Source organism: Streptomyces sp. FH025, from assembly GCF_017427025.1.
GTDB lineage: Bacteria > Actinomycetota > Actinomycetes > Streptomycetales > Streptomycetaceae > Kitasatospora.
In genome coordinates, this window is sequence record NZ_JAFLNG010000119.1 from 1 (window position 1) to 14982 (window position 14982).

11 protein-coding genes are annotated in these 14982 nt (G+C 73.2%); 6 read left to right on the forward strand and 5 right to left on the reverse strand.

Features of this window, described 5'->3' with window-relative positions:
- Both J0670_RS11770 and J0670_RS11775 read right to left on the reverse strand, forming a co-directional pair.
- Window positions 1–658 (reverse strand): HtaA domain-containing protein (locus J0670_RS11770; protein WP_207811450.1); only part of this gene is annotated, 658 nt, incomplete at its 3' end.
- 56 nt (window positions 659–714) lie between these two features.
- Complete coding sequence (locus J0670_RS11775) at window positions 715–2268, reverse strand: HtaA domain-containing protein (protein WP_307806487.1); 1554 nt, start codon at window positions 2266–2268, stop codon at window positions 715–717.
- A 174-nt stretch (window positions 2269–2442) separates the two neighbouring features.
- Here J0670_RS11775 and J0670_RS11780 point away from each other — a divergent pair, with 174 nt between their 5' ends.
- The 3 genes from J0670_RS11780 to J0670_RS11790 are packed head-to-tail and all read left to right on the forward strand — an operon-like array spanning window position 2443 to window position 5338.
- Window positions 2443–3465, forward strand: a complete 1023-nt coding sequence (locus J0670_RS11780) for a hemin ABC transporter substrate-binding protein (RefSeq protein ID WP_243436892.1) — start codon at window positions 2443–2445, stop codon at window positions 3463–3465.
- A 2-nt stretch (window positions 3466–3467) separates the two neighbouring features.
- Complete coding sequence (locus J0670_RS11785; RefSeq protein WP_307806488.1) at window positions 3468–4523, forward strand: iron ABC transporter permease; 1056 nt, start codon at window positions 3468–3470, stop codon at window positions 4521–4523.
- On the forward strand, window positions 4520–5338 hold the full coding sequence (locus J0670_RS11790; RefSeq protein WP_207811452.1) for a heme ABC transporter ATP-binding protein: 819 nt from the start codon (window positions 4520–4522) through the stop codon (window positions 5336–5338). The genes J0670_RS11785 and J0670_RS11790 overlap by 4 nt, the downstream gene beginning before the upstream one ends.
- Window positions 5339–6099: 761 nt before the next feature.
- Here J0670_RS11790 and J0670_RS11795 read toward each other — a convergent pair.
- From J0670_RS11795 to J0670_RS11805, 3 genes are all read right to left on the reverse strand, one after another.
- The gene (locus J0670_RS11795; RefSeq protein WP_207811453.1) at window positions 6100–7794 is read right to left on the reverse strand and encodes a DUF885 domain-containing protein; all 1695 of its coding nucleotides are present in this window, start codon (window positions 7792–7794) and stop codon (window positions 6100–6102) included.
- A gap of 227 nt (window positions 7795–8021) precedes the next feature.
- Window positions 8022–8840, reverse strand: a complete 819-nt coding sequence (locus J0670_RS11800; RefSeq protein WP_207811454.1) for a universal stress protein — start codon at window positions 8838–8840, stop codon at window positions 8022–8024.
- 38 nt (window positions 8841–8878) lie between these two features.
- A complete protein-coding gene (locus J0670_RS11805; protein WP_207811455.1) occupies window positions 8879–11263 on the reverse strand; it encodes a phosphoketolase in 2385 nt (794 codons plus the stop codon).
- Between the two features lie 801 nt (window positions 11264–12064).
- Here J0670_RS11805 and J0670_RS11815 point away from each other — a divergent pair.
- The 3 genes from J0670_RS11815 (at window position 12065) to J0670_RS11825 (ending at window position 14907) form a co-directional block, all read left to right on the forward strand.
- Window positions 12065–13510 (forward strand): MBL fold metallo-hydrolase RNA specificity domain-containing protein, encoded by a 1446-nt coding sequence (locus tag J0670_RS11815; RefSeq protein WP_207811456.1) that lies wholly within the window; start codon window positions 12065–12067, stop codon window positions 13508–13510.
- A 207-nt stretch (window positions 13511–13717) separates the two neighbouring features.
- Complete coding sequence (locus J0670_RS11820; protein ID WP_374223091.1) at window positions 13718–14407, forward strand: response regulator; 690 nt, start codon at window positions 13718–13720, stop codon at window positions 14405–14407.
- 284 nt (window positions 14408–14691) lie between these two features.
- Window positions 14692–14907: a PLDc N-terminal domain-containing protein gene (locus J0670_RS11825; RefSeq protein ID WP_207811457.1), complete on the forward strand. Its 216-nt coding sequence runs from the start codon at window positions 14692–14694 to the stop codon at window positions 14905–14907.
- Window positions 14908–14982: the final 75 nt, after the last annotated feature.

Below are 14982 nucleotides of genomic sequence, written 5' to 3' on the forward strand. Positions count from 1 at the left end.
CGGTGGGCGAGGAGGTGCCGGACGGCGTGGCGGTCGGCGAGGGCGTCGCCGGGCTCTGCTTGAGCAGCAGTGAGAGCGGGTCCATGTCCGTCCCCGCCTGGTAGAAGCCCGCGAAGGCCTGGGCACCCTGCTCCGTCAGCTTGGCGGAGGTGGGCACCCCGGCGGTGGTGTCCCGCCCGACGGTGAAGGTCACCAGCGGCACGTCCTGCCGCCGAGTGATCTCGGTGGCGCCCATCGATTCCTTGGAGGCGGTGTCGGCGGTGAGCGTGCCGGTGGTGCCCGAAGTGGTGACCTTCAGGTCGCTGAGCGCGACGTCCAGCGCGCCGTGGTGGGCGGTGAAGTGGACACCGCCGGTGAAGGAGGAGCTGAGCGCATGCGTGGCGAGGTCGTACTTCGCGCTCGCCAGGCCGAAGTGGAAGGTGCCGTCGGCGTTGGTGGTCGCGCCGCCGGTCAGCTCGATCGCGCCGCCCTGGGAGGCCGGGCCGTTGAGGTAGGTGCGGAAGCTGGCCTTCACGCCCCAGTCCAGTGCGCCGGTGTCGTACGTGACGCTGCCGGGGCCGCCGGCCGCGAAGGCCAGGGCGGGGGCGCCGAAGGCGGTCAGGCCGAGACCGGCGGTGGCGGCCGCGAGGGCGGCCAGCCGGGTGCGGTTGCGGGACATGCTGGTTACTCCGTTCGAGAGGGGGAGGGAGCGGGGGATGCTCCGGAGAGGGCGGATCAGGCGGCGCCGTCAGACGTGGCCCCGGCGGCACCGGGCGCGGCGGCACCGGACCCGGCGGCCGTGCGGCGACGGCGCCGGACGAGCAGGCCGCCGGTCGCGGCGAGCGCGGCCACCAGCACCGCGCCGCCGGCCACGGCCGCCACCGGCACTCCGCCCGAGGAAGAGCCTGAGGAAGAGGAGGCGACCGGAGAGGCGCTCGGGCTCGCGGCGGCGCTCGGCGGGGTGGCCGGGGCGCTGCCGAGGTCGGGCAGCGGGGGCAGCGCGGCCGCCGGGTCGAGGGCGACGGCGAAACTCAGCGGGTCCATCTCGGTGCCGACCGGGTAGAGGCCGCCGAAGGCCTCGGCGCCGCCCTCGGTGAGCTTCAGCGGCAGCTCGACGGCCGTCAGCAGACCACCCTCGGGCTTGAGTCCGGCCGGGTCGAAGGCGGCGAGCTCGACGCCGGTCAGGTGCCGGACCCTGCCGTCCGGAGTCCGGCCGGAGATGTCGGCGAGTAGCCTGCCCTGTCCGCCGGACACGGTGACGCCCGGGTTGGCCAGGGTGAGGTCCAGGCCGTAACTCTCGCCACTGCGCAGGCCGGTGAAGCGCACGGTGCCGGTGAAGGCGGCGGTGAGGTCGCCGTTCGCGGGGTCGTACGTGCCCTTGGCCGGGGTCCAGCGGAAGAAGGCGCCGCCGTCGGCCGCACCGTCGCCGAGCTCCCAACGGCCTTGGGCGATGGTGCCGGTGACGTAGTCGCGGAAGGTGCGGCGCACACCCCAGTCGAGGGCGCCGTTGGCGAACCCGGCCTTCGTGGGAACCTGGGAGGAAGGCGTCGGCTCGACCGAAGGCGTCGGCACCGCGGTCGGCACCGCGCTCGGCGTCGGCACCGCGCTCGGCGTCGGCGTCACGCTCGACGAGGGCGACGCCGAAGTCGCCGGTGCGGCAGGCAGGTTGACCGAGAGGGTGAGCGGATCGAGGGCCGTCCCCGCCTGGTAGAAGTTGCCGAAGGCCTGCGCTCCCGCGTCGGTGAGGGTCGCCGGGACGTTGCCGAGCGTCAGGGTCCCGGCCGCGCCGCGCAGGTCGACGCCGGCCAGCGACAGGTCCGCCAGCTTGGCCTGGCTCGCGCTGCTCACCTGCCCGGTCTCCTTGGACTTGCTGCTGACGTCCGCGTACAGCCCGGCCGTGCCGCCCTGGACGGCCCGGACGGTGAGCCGGCCAACGCTCAGGTCGAGCGCGTTGGCGCCGTTCTCCTGATGCCCGGTGAAGCGGACGCCGCCCGAGAAGGCGGCGGTCAGCGCGCCGGTCGCGGGATCGTAGGCGCCGGTCGCGGAGTGGAACCGGAAGGTGCTGCCGCCGACCGTGGCGGCACCACCGGTGAGCCCCCAACTCCCCTTGGCGATAGGACCGGTGACGTACGTCAGGAAGGACTGCCTGATCCCCCAGTCCAACCGCCCGCCGGACACCCGCCCCTCCGCTGCGGCCGCCGGGCCCGGCGACAGACCCGCCGCCAGCAGGGCGGCGAGAGCGGCCACCACGACGGCGGCCGGACGGCGGAGCCGACTGGACAGGGGCACAACGGATCACTCCTCGACAGGGTGCGGGACACGGCAAGGGGAGGGTGCGGCGAGGCGGCACCGACCCCCTTGTGAAACTTAGGTAAGGCTAACCTAATATATGAGTCAAGAACCCCGCCGTCCCCTCCCCCGCCAGGGCGAAGGCGACGACAACACCCGGCGAAGGGAAGCACGTTGAGCAGCAGTACGATCCGACTCCAGGCCGCTCGGGGGCCCGCCCTCCTGCTACTCGCCCTCGGCCTGCTGCTCGCCCTCACCGCCTGCGGCTCCTCCACCGGAACGGCCGCGGCCACGGCGGCCACCTCCCGAGCCCCCGACACCGTCGAGCCCCTGCCCGGCGAACCCGTCCCGCAGCTCCCGGCCACCACCGTCTCCGCCGACGGCCGCCAGGTCACCGTCACGAGCGCCGAGCGGATCATCCCGCTCAACGGCAGCCTCGCCGAGCTGGTGTTCAGCCTGGGCCTCGGCCCCAAGGCGGTCGCCCGGGACGTCTCCACCACTTTCCAGCAGGCCGCCGCCCTGCCGGTGATCACCCAGGCCCACGAGGTCTCCGCCGAGGGCGTGCTCTCGCTGCACCCCACCGTCGTCCTCGCCGACCGCTCCACCGGCCCGGCCGAGGCGATCGCGCAGATCCGCGCGGCCGGTGTCCCGCTGCTCGTGCTGGACGACGCCAAGAAGCTCGCCGACGTCGGCCCGCGCATCGACACCGTCGCCGCCGCGCTCGGAGTCCCGGACGCCGGACGGCAGTTGAAGGAACGCACCGAGCAGCGGATCGAGCAGGCCAGGGCCGGCGTCCCGGCCACCGGGCGCCACCCCAAGGTCGCCTTCCTCTACCTGCGCGGCAGCGCCTCCGTCTACCTGATCGGCGGCCCCGCTTCCGGCGCCGGCTCACTGATCGAGGCGGTCGGCGGCGAGGACGCCGGCACCGCCGCCGGACTCACCGGCGACTTCACCCCGCTCACCAGCGAGGCCCTGGTCAAGGCCGCGCCCGACGCCATCCTGGTGATGAGCAAGGGACTCGACTCCGTAGGCGGCGTCGACGGCCTCCTCAAACTGCCCGGCGTCGCCCAGACCCCGGCCGGACTGGACCGCCGGATCGTCTCGATCGAGGACGGCCAACTGCTCAGCTACGGCCCCCGCACCCCCCAGGTGATCCACGAGATCACCGCCCAGCTCTACCCGGCGGACGCCAAGTGACCATCGCCATCGGCCGGAAGGCCGCCCCGACGCTCCGCCGAACCACCCTGATCACCGCCGCGCTCGCCACCGCCCTGGTGCTCTGCGCGCTGATCGCCGCCGGCACCGGCGCCTACCGCATACCGCTCGGCGACGTCCTCGCCTCCGCCGCCCACCGCCTCGGCCTCGGCGGGCACGCCCTGGACCGGGTGCCCGAGTCGGTGCTGTGGAACGTCCGGCTGCCCCGGGTGGTACTCGCCCTCCTGGTCGGCGGCTCGCTCGGCTGCGCCGGGGCACTCATGCAGGGCGTGTTCGGCAACCCGCTCGCCGAACCCGCCGTCATCGGCGTCTCCTCCGGCGGCGCGGTCGGAGCGGTGGCCTGCATCGTGCTCGGCCTGGACGCCCTCGGCCACTGGACGGTCACCGCCTTCGCCTTCGCCGGCGGACTGCTGACGGTCTTCGCGGTGTACGTCATGGCCCGTTCCGGCGGACGCACCGAGGTGGTCACGCTGATCCTCACCGGCGTCGCCGTGAACGCCTTCTGCGGCGCGCTGATCGGCATCCTCCTGTTCACCGCCGACTCCGCCGCGATCAGCCAGGTCACCTTCTGGCAGCTCGGCTCGCTCTCCCAGGCCACCTGGGGCAAGGTGCTCGCCGTCCTGCCCTTCGCCGTCGTCGGACTCGCCGTCGCCCCGCTGTACGCCCGCAGGCTGGACCTGCTGGCACTCGGCGAGCGCCCCGCCCGCCACCTCGGGGTGGACGTCGAGCGGATGCGACTGACGCTGATCACCGTGGTCGCGCTGCTCACCGCCGCGGCCGTCGCGGTCAGCGGCATCATCGGCTTCGTCGGACTGGTCGTCCCACACCTGCTGCGGATGCTGGCCGGGCCCGGCCACCGCTTCCTGCTGCCCGCCTCCGCACTCGGCGGCGCGCTCGTCCTGGTGGTCGCCGACCTCGCCGCCCGCACCCTCGCCGAGCCGGCCGAACTGCCGCTCGGCGTGCTCACCGCACTGATCGGCAGCCCGTTCTTCTTCTGGCTGCTGCGCCGGACCAGGAGCAGGCAGGGAGGCTGGGCATGAGACTGCACCGACACCGGGCGATCCCCGAACGACCCGCCCCCGGAGCCGAGTTGCTCGCCGCCGAGGCCGTCCGGCTGAACGTCGGTGGACGCCCGCTGCTGTCCGGCGCCGCCGTCCGGGTCGCGGCCGGTGAGGTGGTCGCGCTGCTCGGGCCGAACGGCGCGGGCAAGTCCACCCTGCTGTCCGTCCTCGCCGGGGACGTCGTTCCGGACAGTGGCGAGGTGACCTTGCACGGCCGCCCGCTGAACACGTACCGACCCGCCGAACTCGCCCTGCACCGGGCACTGTTGCCGCAGTCCGCCGCGCTGTCCTTCCCGTTCCCGGCCGACGAGGTGGTACGGATGGGCCGCGCGCCATGGGCCGGTACGGCGGCGGCCGCCGAGGACGAGACGGCGGTCGCCGAGGCGATGGCCGCCACCGAGTCCACCGCCTTCGCCGGGCGCCCCTTCACCGCCCTGTCCGGCGGCGAGCGGGCCCGAGTGGCGCTGGCCCGGGTACTGGCCCAACGCGCCCCACTGCTGCTCCTGGACGAGCCGACCGCCGCCCTCGACCTGCGCCACCAGGAGCTGGTGCTGCGCGTCGCCCGGGCCCGCGCCGCGGCCGGGGACGGCGTGGTCGTCGTCCTGCACGACCTGTCCCTGGCCGCGGCCTACGCGGACCGGGTGGTACTGCTGACCGGCGGGGCGGCCGTCGCCGACGGCCCGGTCACCGAGGTCCTGCGGGCACCGCTGCTCAGCGAGGTGTACGGGCACCCCGTCGAGGTGCTGGCGCACCCGCGCACCGGGGTACCGCTGGTCCTGCCGCAACGCCCCTGAGGCGGCTCAGTCCCGGCATCGAGGAACTGATGCCGATGACGAGCTCGGCGAGGTCATGTCCGAAGGCCGCGAGGGTGAGGGAGTCGAAGTCGAGGACGGCCACCGCGCTGCCGAAGACCCGGTCCGAGCGGAGCCGACCCGGGACCTCAACAGGTCGCGCCCTCGTCCTCCTCGCGGACCGGGTCGGGCATGGTCCAGCGGTCGGCGCGGCGGGGGTGGAGATAGGCGCAGTACTCACCGCCTGCCTGCGTGAATCCTGCTCGACGGCCTTTCCTACGTCGATCGAGGGAGGCCGATGGACGCCAACTTCCGTGCTATTGCACGCTGCTGAGGACGGTTTGGTTCCGCTTCCCGGTCGGTAGATTCCGGCGGGGGCCCCACCGGGGCCCGGTCCCGCGGACCCGTGTGTGCCGCGGGCGGGGAGGTACTGAGCATGTGGCATTCGAGGAAGACCAGGACGGGGCGCTTACCAGGCCGCTCGGTGGTGGCCGTGGCGATCGTGCTGGGGCTGGGTGCGGGATCCGTGGGAGCGGCCGGGGCGGCTCCGTTGCCCGCGCGGGCGAGCACCGCGGCCCAGGCCGTGCAGCCGCCCCTGATCGATTGAGTGGCGGTCGTGGGACGTCCCGGAGTCAGTGCGCTGCGGTCGGCGCGCTCCTCCCAGGTGCCGAGGAGGAACGCGGTGACGGCCCCCGCACTGTTCCGTGGGCCCGGTGCCTCAGGGAGTCTCCGGGCCGCTTCCCGTGCGCTTCGGCTGACGGGGGTCACAGGGCTGCCAGGGCCGCCTCCAGGTCGTCCAGGCCCAGGGACCCCTGCCGCAGCGCCTTCATGTGCCAGCGCTTGAGGTCGAAGTCGGCGCCCAGCCTGCGGCGGGCGGCTTCCCGGCCGGCCAGCCAGGCACGCTCGCCGAGCTTGTAGCCGATGGCCTGGCCGGGCCGGCCGAGGTAGCGGACGATCTCGCTCTCCAGGTGGGCGGACGTCATGCCGGCGTAGTCGGCCATGAAAGCCGTGGCCAGCTCCGGGGTCCAGCGCTCGCCCGGGTGGAACGGGGAGCCGGCCGGGATGGCGCTCTCCAGGTGCATGCCGATGTCGATGATGACGCGCACGATGCGCATCATCTGCTTGCCGAGGTAGCCGAGTCGGCGCGCGGGGTCGGTGAGGTGGCCGAGTTCGTCCATCAGTCTCTCCGCGTACAGCGCCCAGCCCTCCACGTTGGCGCTGATCTTGCCCAGGGTGACCTGGTACCGGGACAGCTGATCGGCCGCGGCGGTCCAGGAGGCGAGCTGCAGGTGGTGACCGGGAACTCCCTCGTGGTACCAGGTGCTGACCAGGCGCCAGGTGCGGAACCGCTCCTGCGCGTCGCCGTTGGCCAGCGGCAGGAAGGTGCGGCCCGGGCGGCTGAAGTCCAGGCTCGGGCCGTTGTAGTGAGGCGCGGCCGCGCTGCCGGCCGGGGCGATCCGGGTCTCGACCTGGCGCAGCGGTCCGGTGATGTCGAAGTGGTGCCCGTCGAGTGCCTCGATCGCCTCCTCGGTGATCTGCTGCAGCCAGGCGCGCATCCGCTCGGCGCCCTGCACGGTGTGTCCGTGTTCGTCCAGGTGGGACCGGGCCTGCTGGACGGTGGCGCCGGGTAGGACCCGCTCGGCATCCGTGCGCAGTTCCGCCCAGACCCGGTGGAACTCCTCCCACGCCCAGTCGTAGACCTCGCCCAGGTCCAGGTCGGCGCCGGTGTACTGACGGGCGGTGATCAGGTAGCGCTCGCGGCCGACGGCGTCCGGGGTGCCCTCGGTGGCGGGCCGGTAGGTGTCCCGGAGCCAGTCGCGGAACGAGGCCACGGCGGCGGTCGCCCGGCTCGCCGCTGAGTCCAGGTCGGGGCGGAGCCGTTGCGGTGCGGGGGCGACGAACTCGGCGAACCAGCCGGGGCCGCCGCCGGCCTCCCCGGTCCACGCGGTGAGCTGCGCGGCGAGCACGTCGGCCTGCCGGGGTGCGGTCAGCAGTCCGCGGTCGACGCCCCGGGTGAGCGTGGCGCGGTGGCCGTCCAGCGCGGTGGGCAGGTTCCGCAGCCGGCCCAGGACCGGGATCCAGTCCTCCTCGGTGGCGGTGGGCATCATCGTGAAGATGCTCCGGAGCTGGTGCACGGGCGTGTGCATGTTCCGTACGGCCCGGAAGTGCTCACCGGCCTCGTGCACCCGCACCTCGGCGTCGAGCCGCTCCCGCAACAGCCGCGCACACGTGAGTTCCGCCGGATCGCCATCGAGCGGGGGTTCGGGGAGGGCGTCGAGCCGCGCCAGCGCTGCCCGCGCGAACGCGACGCGCTCCTCGACTCCGTCCGGCGACAGGTCGGGCATCCGGTCGTCACCCGGAGCCAGGCCCAGGGACGTGGAGGTGACGGGATCGTGTGCGGCGACCCGGGCCACGTAGTCGTCGGCGATCTGTCGGGGAGTGATCAAGTCGTTCTGCATGTGGTCCTTCTCGTTCGCCCAGCCTCGGACTGTCCGAGGGGTGCCTTCCTTCGGCGGTGGCTGGTACGGGGTTTCGGGGTCGACTCGGTGCGGTGCGGGGAGTGCGGCGGACGCGAAGTGCAGACAGACATGGAGGTTCCTCACACGGCCACAACAGGATCCGCTTCCCGCCCGCCGCAGAAGCCGAGCGGCCCTGGCCGGGGCCCGAAGGCCCCGGCGCTGCGCCCTCAGGTGCCGGGCACCACCGCGACCGGGCAGCCCGCGTGGTGCAGTACGGCGTGGGCCACCGGCCCCAGTCGCCCTGTGGACAACGGTGCGTAGCGACCGACCACCAGCAGCCGGGCTTTGGCCGACGCCTCCACGAGCGCCAGGCCCGCGCCCACCGCGTCCACCTGGAGGATGACCTCCACCTGCGGGTGGGCCGCGGTCCACCACGCGAGGGCACGGGTGAGCAGCTCGGTCTCGCCGTCCCGCACCAGATCGGCCCGGTCCGCCGGCCCGGCCGGATAGGTGTGCAGGGCTCTCACCGGCAGGCGGTAGCGCTGCGCGGCGGCGAACGCGAAGGCGAGCGCCGCGTCGGCGGGGCGGCGCGCGTCCACGCCGACCACCACCTGCTCGCGCTGGCCGCCACCCGGCGGGGCGACCGGGAGCAGCACGGTCGGGCAGCCGGCCCGGCCGGCGACGTACAGCGCGGTGGAGCCGACCCGCAGCCCGGGGAATCCGCCGTCGCCGCGGGCACCCAGCACCAGCAGTTCCGCATCCTCCGCCGCTGCCGTCAGCGTGGCGGTGGCGAGGTCGTGCGCTTGTTCGGTGTGCGTGCGGAGCTGCGGGTAGCGCCCGGCGAGGATCTCGCGGGTCTCGTGGAGCAGCGTGCCGCCGTCCTCGGGTGGTGGGACCGCCCAGCCTGCTGGGCGGTGCGGCATGAGGGCCAGCGCGTGCAGGACGCGCAGGGGGCGCTCGCGCAGCAGTGCTTCGCGGGCGGCCCAGTCGGCGGCGGCCAGGCTGGCGTCGGAGCCATCGATACCGACGGTGACGGGCAGGTCCATGGTGATCGTCTCCTCACGGTCGCCCCCCTGGTGCCGGGTCAGCTGTTCCAGGTCCAGTCTGTGACCTCGGGCAGGTCGATGCCGTGTTCGCGGATCCAGTCGTGGTGGCGGGTGCGCTGGTCGGCCATCTTCTGGCGGACGGCTGCCGCCCGTACGGCGAGGCCCGGAGTGCGGTCGATGACGTCCATGACCAGGCGGTAGCGGTCGAGGTCGTTGCGCACCACCATGTCGAACGGCGTGGTGGTGGTGCCGGACTCCTTGTAGCCGCGCACGTGCAGGTGCGGGTGGACGGCCCGGCGGTAGGCCAGACGGTGGATCAGCCAGGGGTAGCCGTGGTAGGCGAAGATCACCGGCTTGTCGCGGGTGAACAGGGCGTCGAACTCGGCGTCGGGCATCCCGTGCGGGTGTTCCTCGGCCGGCATCAGCCGGGCCAGGTCGACCACGTTGACCACCCGGACACGGAGGTCGGGCAGGTGGCGGCGGAGCAGGTCCGCGGCGGCCAGGACCTCCTGGGTGGGGACGTCACCGGCGCAGGCGAGGACGACGTCGGGCTCGCGGGCACCGTCGTCGGTGCCCGCCCACTCCCAGATCCCGGCGCCGCGGGCGCAGTGGTCGCGGGCTTCGTCCAGGGTGAGCCAGTCGGAGCAGGGCTGCTTGCCCGCGACGACGACGTTGACGAGGTCGCGGCTGCGCAGCACGTGGTCGGCGGTGGCGAGCAGGGTGTTGGTGTCCGGCGGGAAGTAGACGCGGACGGCTTCGGGGCTCTTGTTGAGGACGTGATCGACGAAGCCCGGGTCCTGGTGGGAGAAGCCGTTGTGGTCCTGGCGCCAGACGTGCGAGGTCAGAAGGTAGTTGAGCGAGGCGATGGGCGCGCGCCAGGGCAGTTCGCGGGTGGTGCGCAGCCACTTGATGTGCTGGTTGACCATCGAGTCGACGATGTGGACGAACGCCTCGTAGCAGGAGAACAGGCCGTGGCGGCCGGTCAGCAGGTAGCCCTCCAGCCAGCCCTGGCAGGTGTGTTCGGAGAGGATCTCCATCACCCTGCCGTCGCGGGCGAGGTGCTCGTCGACGGGCAGTACGTCGGCCTGCCAGGCCTTTCCGGTGGCGGCGTACACGCTCTGGAGCCGGTTGGAGGCCGTCTCGTCCGGGCCGACCAGGCGGAAGTCCCGGCGTCCGGCGGTGTCCGCCATCACCTGTTCGAGCAGGTCGCCCAGCGCGTGGGTGGGCTCGTGCCGGGTGGCGCCGGGCTTGTCGACCTGCACGGCGAAGTGCTCCAGCGGTGGCAGGGGCAGGTCGCGCAGCAGCAGGCCGCCGTTGGCGTGCGGGTTTGCACCGAGTCGGCGTGCCCCGGCGGGTACGCAGGCCAGCACCAGTGCGGTCGGTCGGCCCTGGTCGTCGAAGAGTTCCTCGGGACCGTAGGAGCGAAGCCAGGCCTCCAGCTGGACCAGGTGCTGCGGGTTGTCGCGGACCATGTCGAGCGGCACCTGGTGGGCGCGCCAGGTGCCTTCCACGGGCAGTCCGTCGACCTTGGCCGGGCCGGTCCAGCCCTTGGGGGTGCGCAGCACGATCACCGGCCAGTGCGGACGGCTGGTGGAGCCGTCGGTGCGGGCCTCGCGCTGGATGGTGGCGATCAGGTCCAGGGCGGTGTCCATGGCCTCGGCCATCGCCTGGTGCACCGTCATCGGATCGTCACCCGTGACGTACAGCGGTCGGTGGCCGTAGCCGCGCAGCAGGGCGTCGAGTTCGTCCTCGGGCAGGCGGGCGAGGACCGTCGGGTTGGCGATCTTGTAGCCGTTGAGGTGCAGGATCGGCAGGACGGCCCCGTCGTGGACCGGGTCGAGGAACTTGTTGCCGTGCCATGAGGCCGCGAGCGGGCCGGTCTCGGCCTCGCCGTCGCCGATCACACAGGCCACCAGCAGCCCGGGATTGTCGAGGGCGGCGCCGTAGGCGTGCGAGAGCGCGTAGCCGAGCTCGCCGCCCTCGTGGATCGAGCCCGGGGTCTCCGGCGCGACGTGGCTCGGCACCCCGCCGGGGAAGGAGAACTGGCGGAACAGCCGGGCCATCCCCGCTTCGTCGCGGGTCACGTCCGGATAGGTCTCCGAGTAGGTACCCTCCAGCCAGGAGTTCGCCAGCACGGCCGGACCGCCGTGCCCCGGCCCCCACACGCAGATCGCGTCCAGGTCCCGGGCCTTCACCACCCGGTTGAGGTGGGTGTGCACCAGGTTCAGTCCGGGCGAAGTACCCCAGTGGCCCAACAGACGCGGCTTGATGTGCTCAGCGCGCAGCGGCTCGCGCAGCAGCGGATTGGCCATCAGGTAGATCTGGCCGACCGCCAGGTAGTTGGCAGCCCGCCAGTGCGCGTCGAGCGCCCGTAGCTCTCGCTCGGACGGTGCCACGGAGGTCTGGCTGGGCGTGACGGACATGGTGACGGTCTCCTTCGGGGCGGTTCCGTGGCCGCCGGCAGCCGCCGGCAGGCGGTATCCATCGTCGTCCCACCCGTGCCCCCGCTCCAGGGCCGAACGGGGCACAACACCTCCGCACCGGGAGGGACCTGAGGACCATCGCAGATCGCCCGGAGACTGCCCCGGCAGTGAGGACTTCCGGCCCTGCGGTACGGGTACCGCCACCCCCTGACGCGGCCCCCCGAGTGGCCGGAGGCTGGTGGCACCTGCACGACGGGGCAGGTGCGCCGCCACGGCGCGGACCTCGGACGGTTGGACGACACCGTGATCGGCAGCGGGCGCGCCTCGAAGGCCCACCTGGTCGGCGGCGGCATGGCTTCCCTGGCCGCCGCGGCCTTCCTGATCAGGGACGGCGAGTTCCCGGCGAGAACATCCACGTCCTGGAACGGCTCCCGCCGGCCGGCACGCCGAGCCGGGCGGCCGGGACCACCGGCCGTCCGAAGAGCGCGGCGAACTGCCCCGTGGCTGCTCCGCGCGCCGCACCGGGATCGTGCGCACGGCCTTCTGCGCCTTGGCCGCCTGCGGGACCCGGACCGTCAGGATGCCGTTGCGGTACTCCGGCCTCCTTCCCGACGGCTTCGCGACGCCGTCCCGGTCAACCGGCCCCAGGCGCGCCCGCAGTACCTCGAACCACCGGAAACTCCAGGGCCGTTCGTCCTTCTCCCTGAGTACGCCATGACCTGTCGCCGCGGCAGCCGGCCCCGGCAAAGTGGTCGACGACAACCGACGCCACACCGACGAAACGGAAAGCAGGTGGCTTCCATGCCCAGTGACGCGATCGGACGGCCGGTCAAGGACCGCGCGCGGAATCACCGGGAGCCACGATCGGGGTCACTGACCTTCCTCGGCGGCGCGGGTACCGTCACGGGCAGCAAGTACCTGGTCGCGGCGGACCGCGCCCGGGTACTGGTCGACTGCGGGCTCTTCCAGGGGCAGGCGGACCTGCGACGGCGGAACTGGGCACCCCTGCCCCTCGACCCGCGCGGCATCGACGCCGCCGTACTCACCCATGCCCACCTCGATCACTGCGGCCACCTGCCGCGCCTGGTCCGCGACGGGTTCACCGGCCCCGTGTACTGCACACCGGACACCGCCAGGCTGGCGGAGCTGGTCCTGCGCGACAGCGCCCACCTGCTCCGGGAGGAGGCCGAGCACGCCAACCTGCACGGCTGGTCCAAGCACCACCCCGCCAGGCCGCTCTACGAGGAGAGGGACGTCGAACGGGCCCTGGCGCTGATGCGTCCGGTCGACCTCGGCTCCGAGACGCAGATCGCCCCGGGTACCGTCCTGCGGCTCCACCACGCGGGCCACATCCTCGGATCCGGTTGGGCGCACCTGACCCTGGAGGACGGCCGCACCATCGCCTTCAGCGGCGATCTGGGCCGGCCCGTCCACCCCTTGCTGGCACCGCCGGAGCCCTTCTCCGGCGCGGACGTGCTGCTGGTCGAATCGACCTACGGCGACCGCCACCACGACGACCAGGCGTCCCGGGTGCGCTTCGCCGACGCGGTCAACCGGACGCTGTCCCGGGGCGGCCACGTACTGATCCCCTCCTTCGCGGTCGACCGCACCGAGGTGGTGCTCCACGAACTCGCCGAACTCAAGCGGACCGGCAAGATCCCGGCCTCCGTGCCGGTGTTCGTCGACAGCCCCATGGCACTGCAGACCCTGCGCGTCTACCGCGACGCCATCGACCGCCGGTCCCCCTGCCTTCGAGCCGAGTTGACTGCCGAAGGGGAGGCCGCGCTCGATCCGGCCCCGTTCACCCCGGCCCGCTCCGCCCAGGAGTCCGCGGGCATCCAGCACAGCCCCGTCCCGAGCGTCATCGTCTCCGCCTCGGGGATGGCCACCGGAGGACGTGTCGTGCACCACCTGCGCCGGCTGCTCCCGGACCCGCGCAACAGCGTCCTGGTCGTCGGTTTCGCGGCCCTGGGCACCCGTGCCCGGGACCTGGTCGACGGCGCCCGGTCGGTGAAGATGTTCGGCACCTACGTCCCCGTCCGGGCCGAGGTCGTCAACGTGCCCGGCTTCTCGGCCCACGCGGACGCCGACGAGGTCCTCGGCTGGCTGCGCGGCGCCCCCGCTCCCGACACGGTCTACATCGTCCACGGCGAGCCGAGGAGTTCCGAGCGCCTGCGCGCCCGGATCGCGAAGGAACTCGGCTGGAACGCGGTCGTCCCGCGCCCCGGCGAGCGTGCCACCGTATAGGGCGGGCAGGCAGTGCAGGAAGGCGGTGTGCGGGTTCCCGGTCGCGGCCATCAGTTCGGCGGTGACCGGGTACGGGAGCAGCAGGTCGATGCGCTCCTTCCAGCGGCCGTGCTCCTCGCCCATTGTTCAAGGACCGGACAGGTGGCCCTGCGCGCGGCTAAGCTGCTGTCCCAGGTGGCTCGGCACGGCGGGCCGTGGAGCGGAGCGATGATGGCGGACGACACGAACGGCCCGGTCAGGGTGTTCCTCCTCGACGACCACGAGGTGGTCCGCCGGGGCGTTCACGACCTGCTGGACGCCGAACCCGATCTCACCGTGGTCGGCGAAGCCGCCACCGTCGAGCAAGCACTCACCCGCGTCCCCGCCCTGCGTCCCGACGTCGCCGTCCTGGACATGCGCCTGCCCGACGGCGACGGTGTCACCGTCTGCCGCGAACTCCGCTCCCGCATGCCCGAACTCGCCTGCCTCATCCTCACCTCCTTCGACGACGAGGATGCCCTGCTCGACGCCATCATGGCCGGCGCCTCCGGCTACGTCCTCAAGCAGATCAGCGGCACCGACCTCGTCACCGCCGTGCGTACCGTCGCCTCCGGGCAGTCCATGCTCGACCCCGGCGCCACCACCCGCCTCATGACCCGGCTGCGCGGCGACGCCGCCCCGCAGACCACCGGTCTCCCTCAGCTCACCGACCGCGAGCGGGAGATCCTCTCGCTGATCGGCGAGGGCCTGACCAACCGGCAGATCGGCCAGCGCCTCTACCTGGCCGAGAAGACCGTCAAGAACCACGTCTCACGGCTGCTCGCCAAGCTCGGCGTCGAACGCCGAGTCCAGGCCGCCCTCATCGCCACCCAGGCTCCGCCGGTGCGCGAGCGGAGCCTGGGCCGCCCGGCCCTCTGAGCCCGGACCGGGCGGCCCTCAAGCGACGGGCCGCCCCGACCGGTCCACGAGACCCCTCCGCCCCTCGCTGCGGACAACGCGAGGGAGGATCGTGGCCGGCATGACAACCGAATTCGCGCCTCTGGAGGCGGAGCAGCGCTCGGCACGGCTCCGCAGCACCACCTACGGCCGCGCCGTGCGGACCAGAAGGTCGCCGGACTCTTCATCCTCGCGCCCGAGACCCCGTAGAACCCGGCCCGGGCCCCGTCACGGGGCGCGGATCACCTGCCCGAGAGGCGCTGTCCGTGCTCGCTGAACCCCTCGGATCCCTGCCGTCCTCGCCGTGGATCGCGATCGTGCCGCTGATCGCGGTCCTCCCCGCGGTGCTGTGCATGCTCGACATCTCACGGCACCCGCACACGCGCCTGTTGCCGCCGCAGGTCTGGCTGGCCGTCTGCGTCTGCGGGAACATCGTCGGCCTGTTCGCCTACCTCAGGTTCGGCCGAAGCCAGGACCGGTGACCGCTGCGGCAGCTGCTCCGGCGCCACACGCGGTTCCGATGGGGCCTTGTGGCTGGGGAGGGAGGGCCCACATGA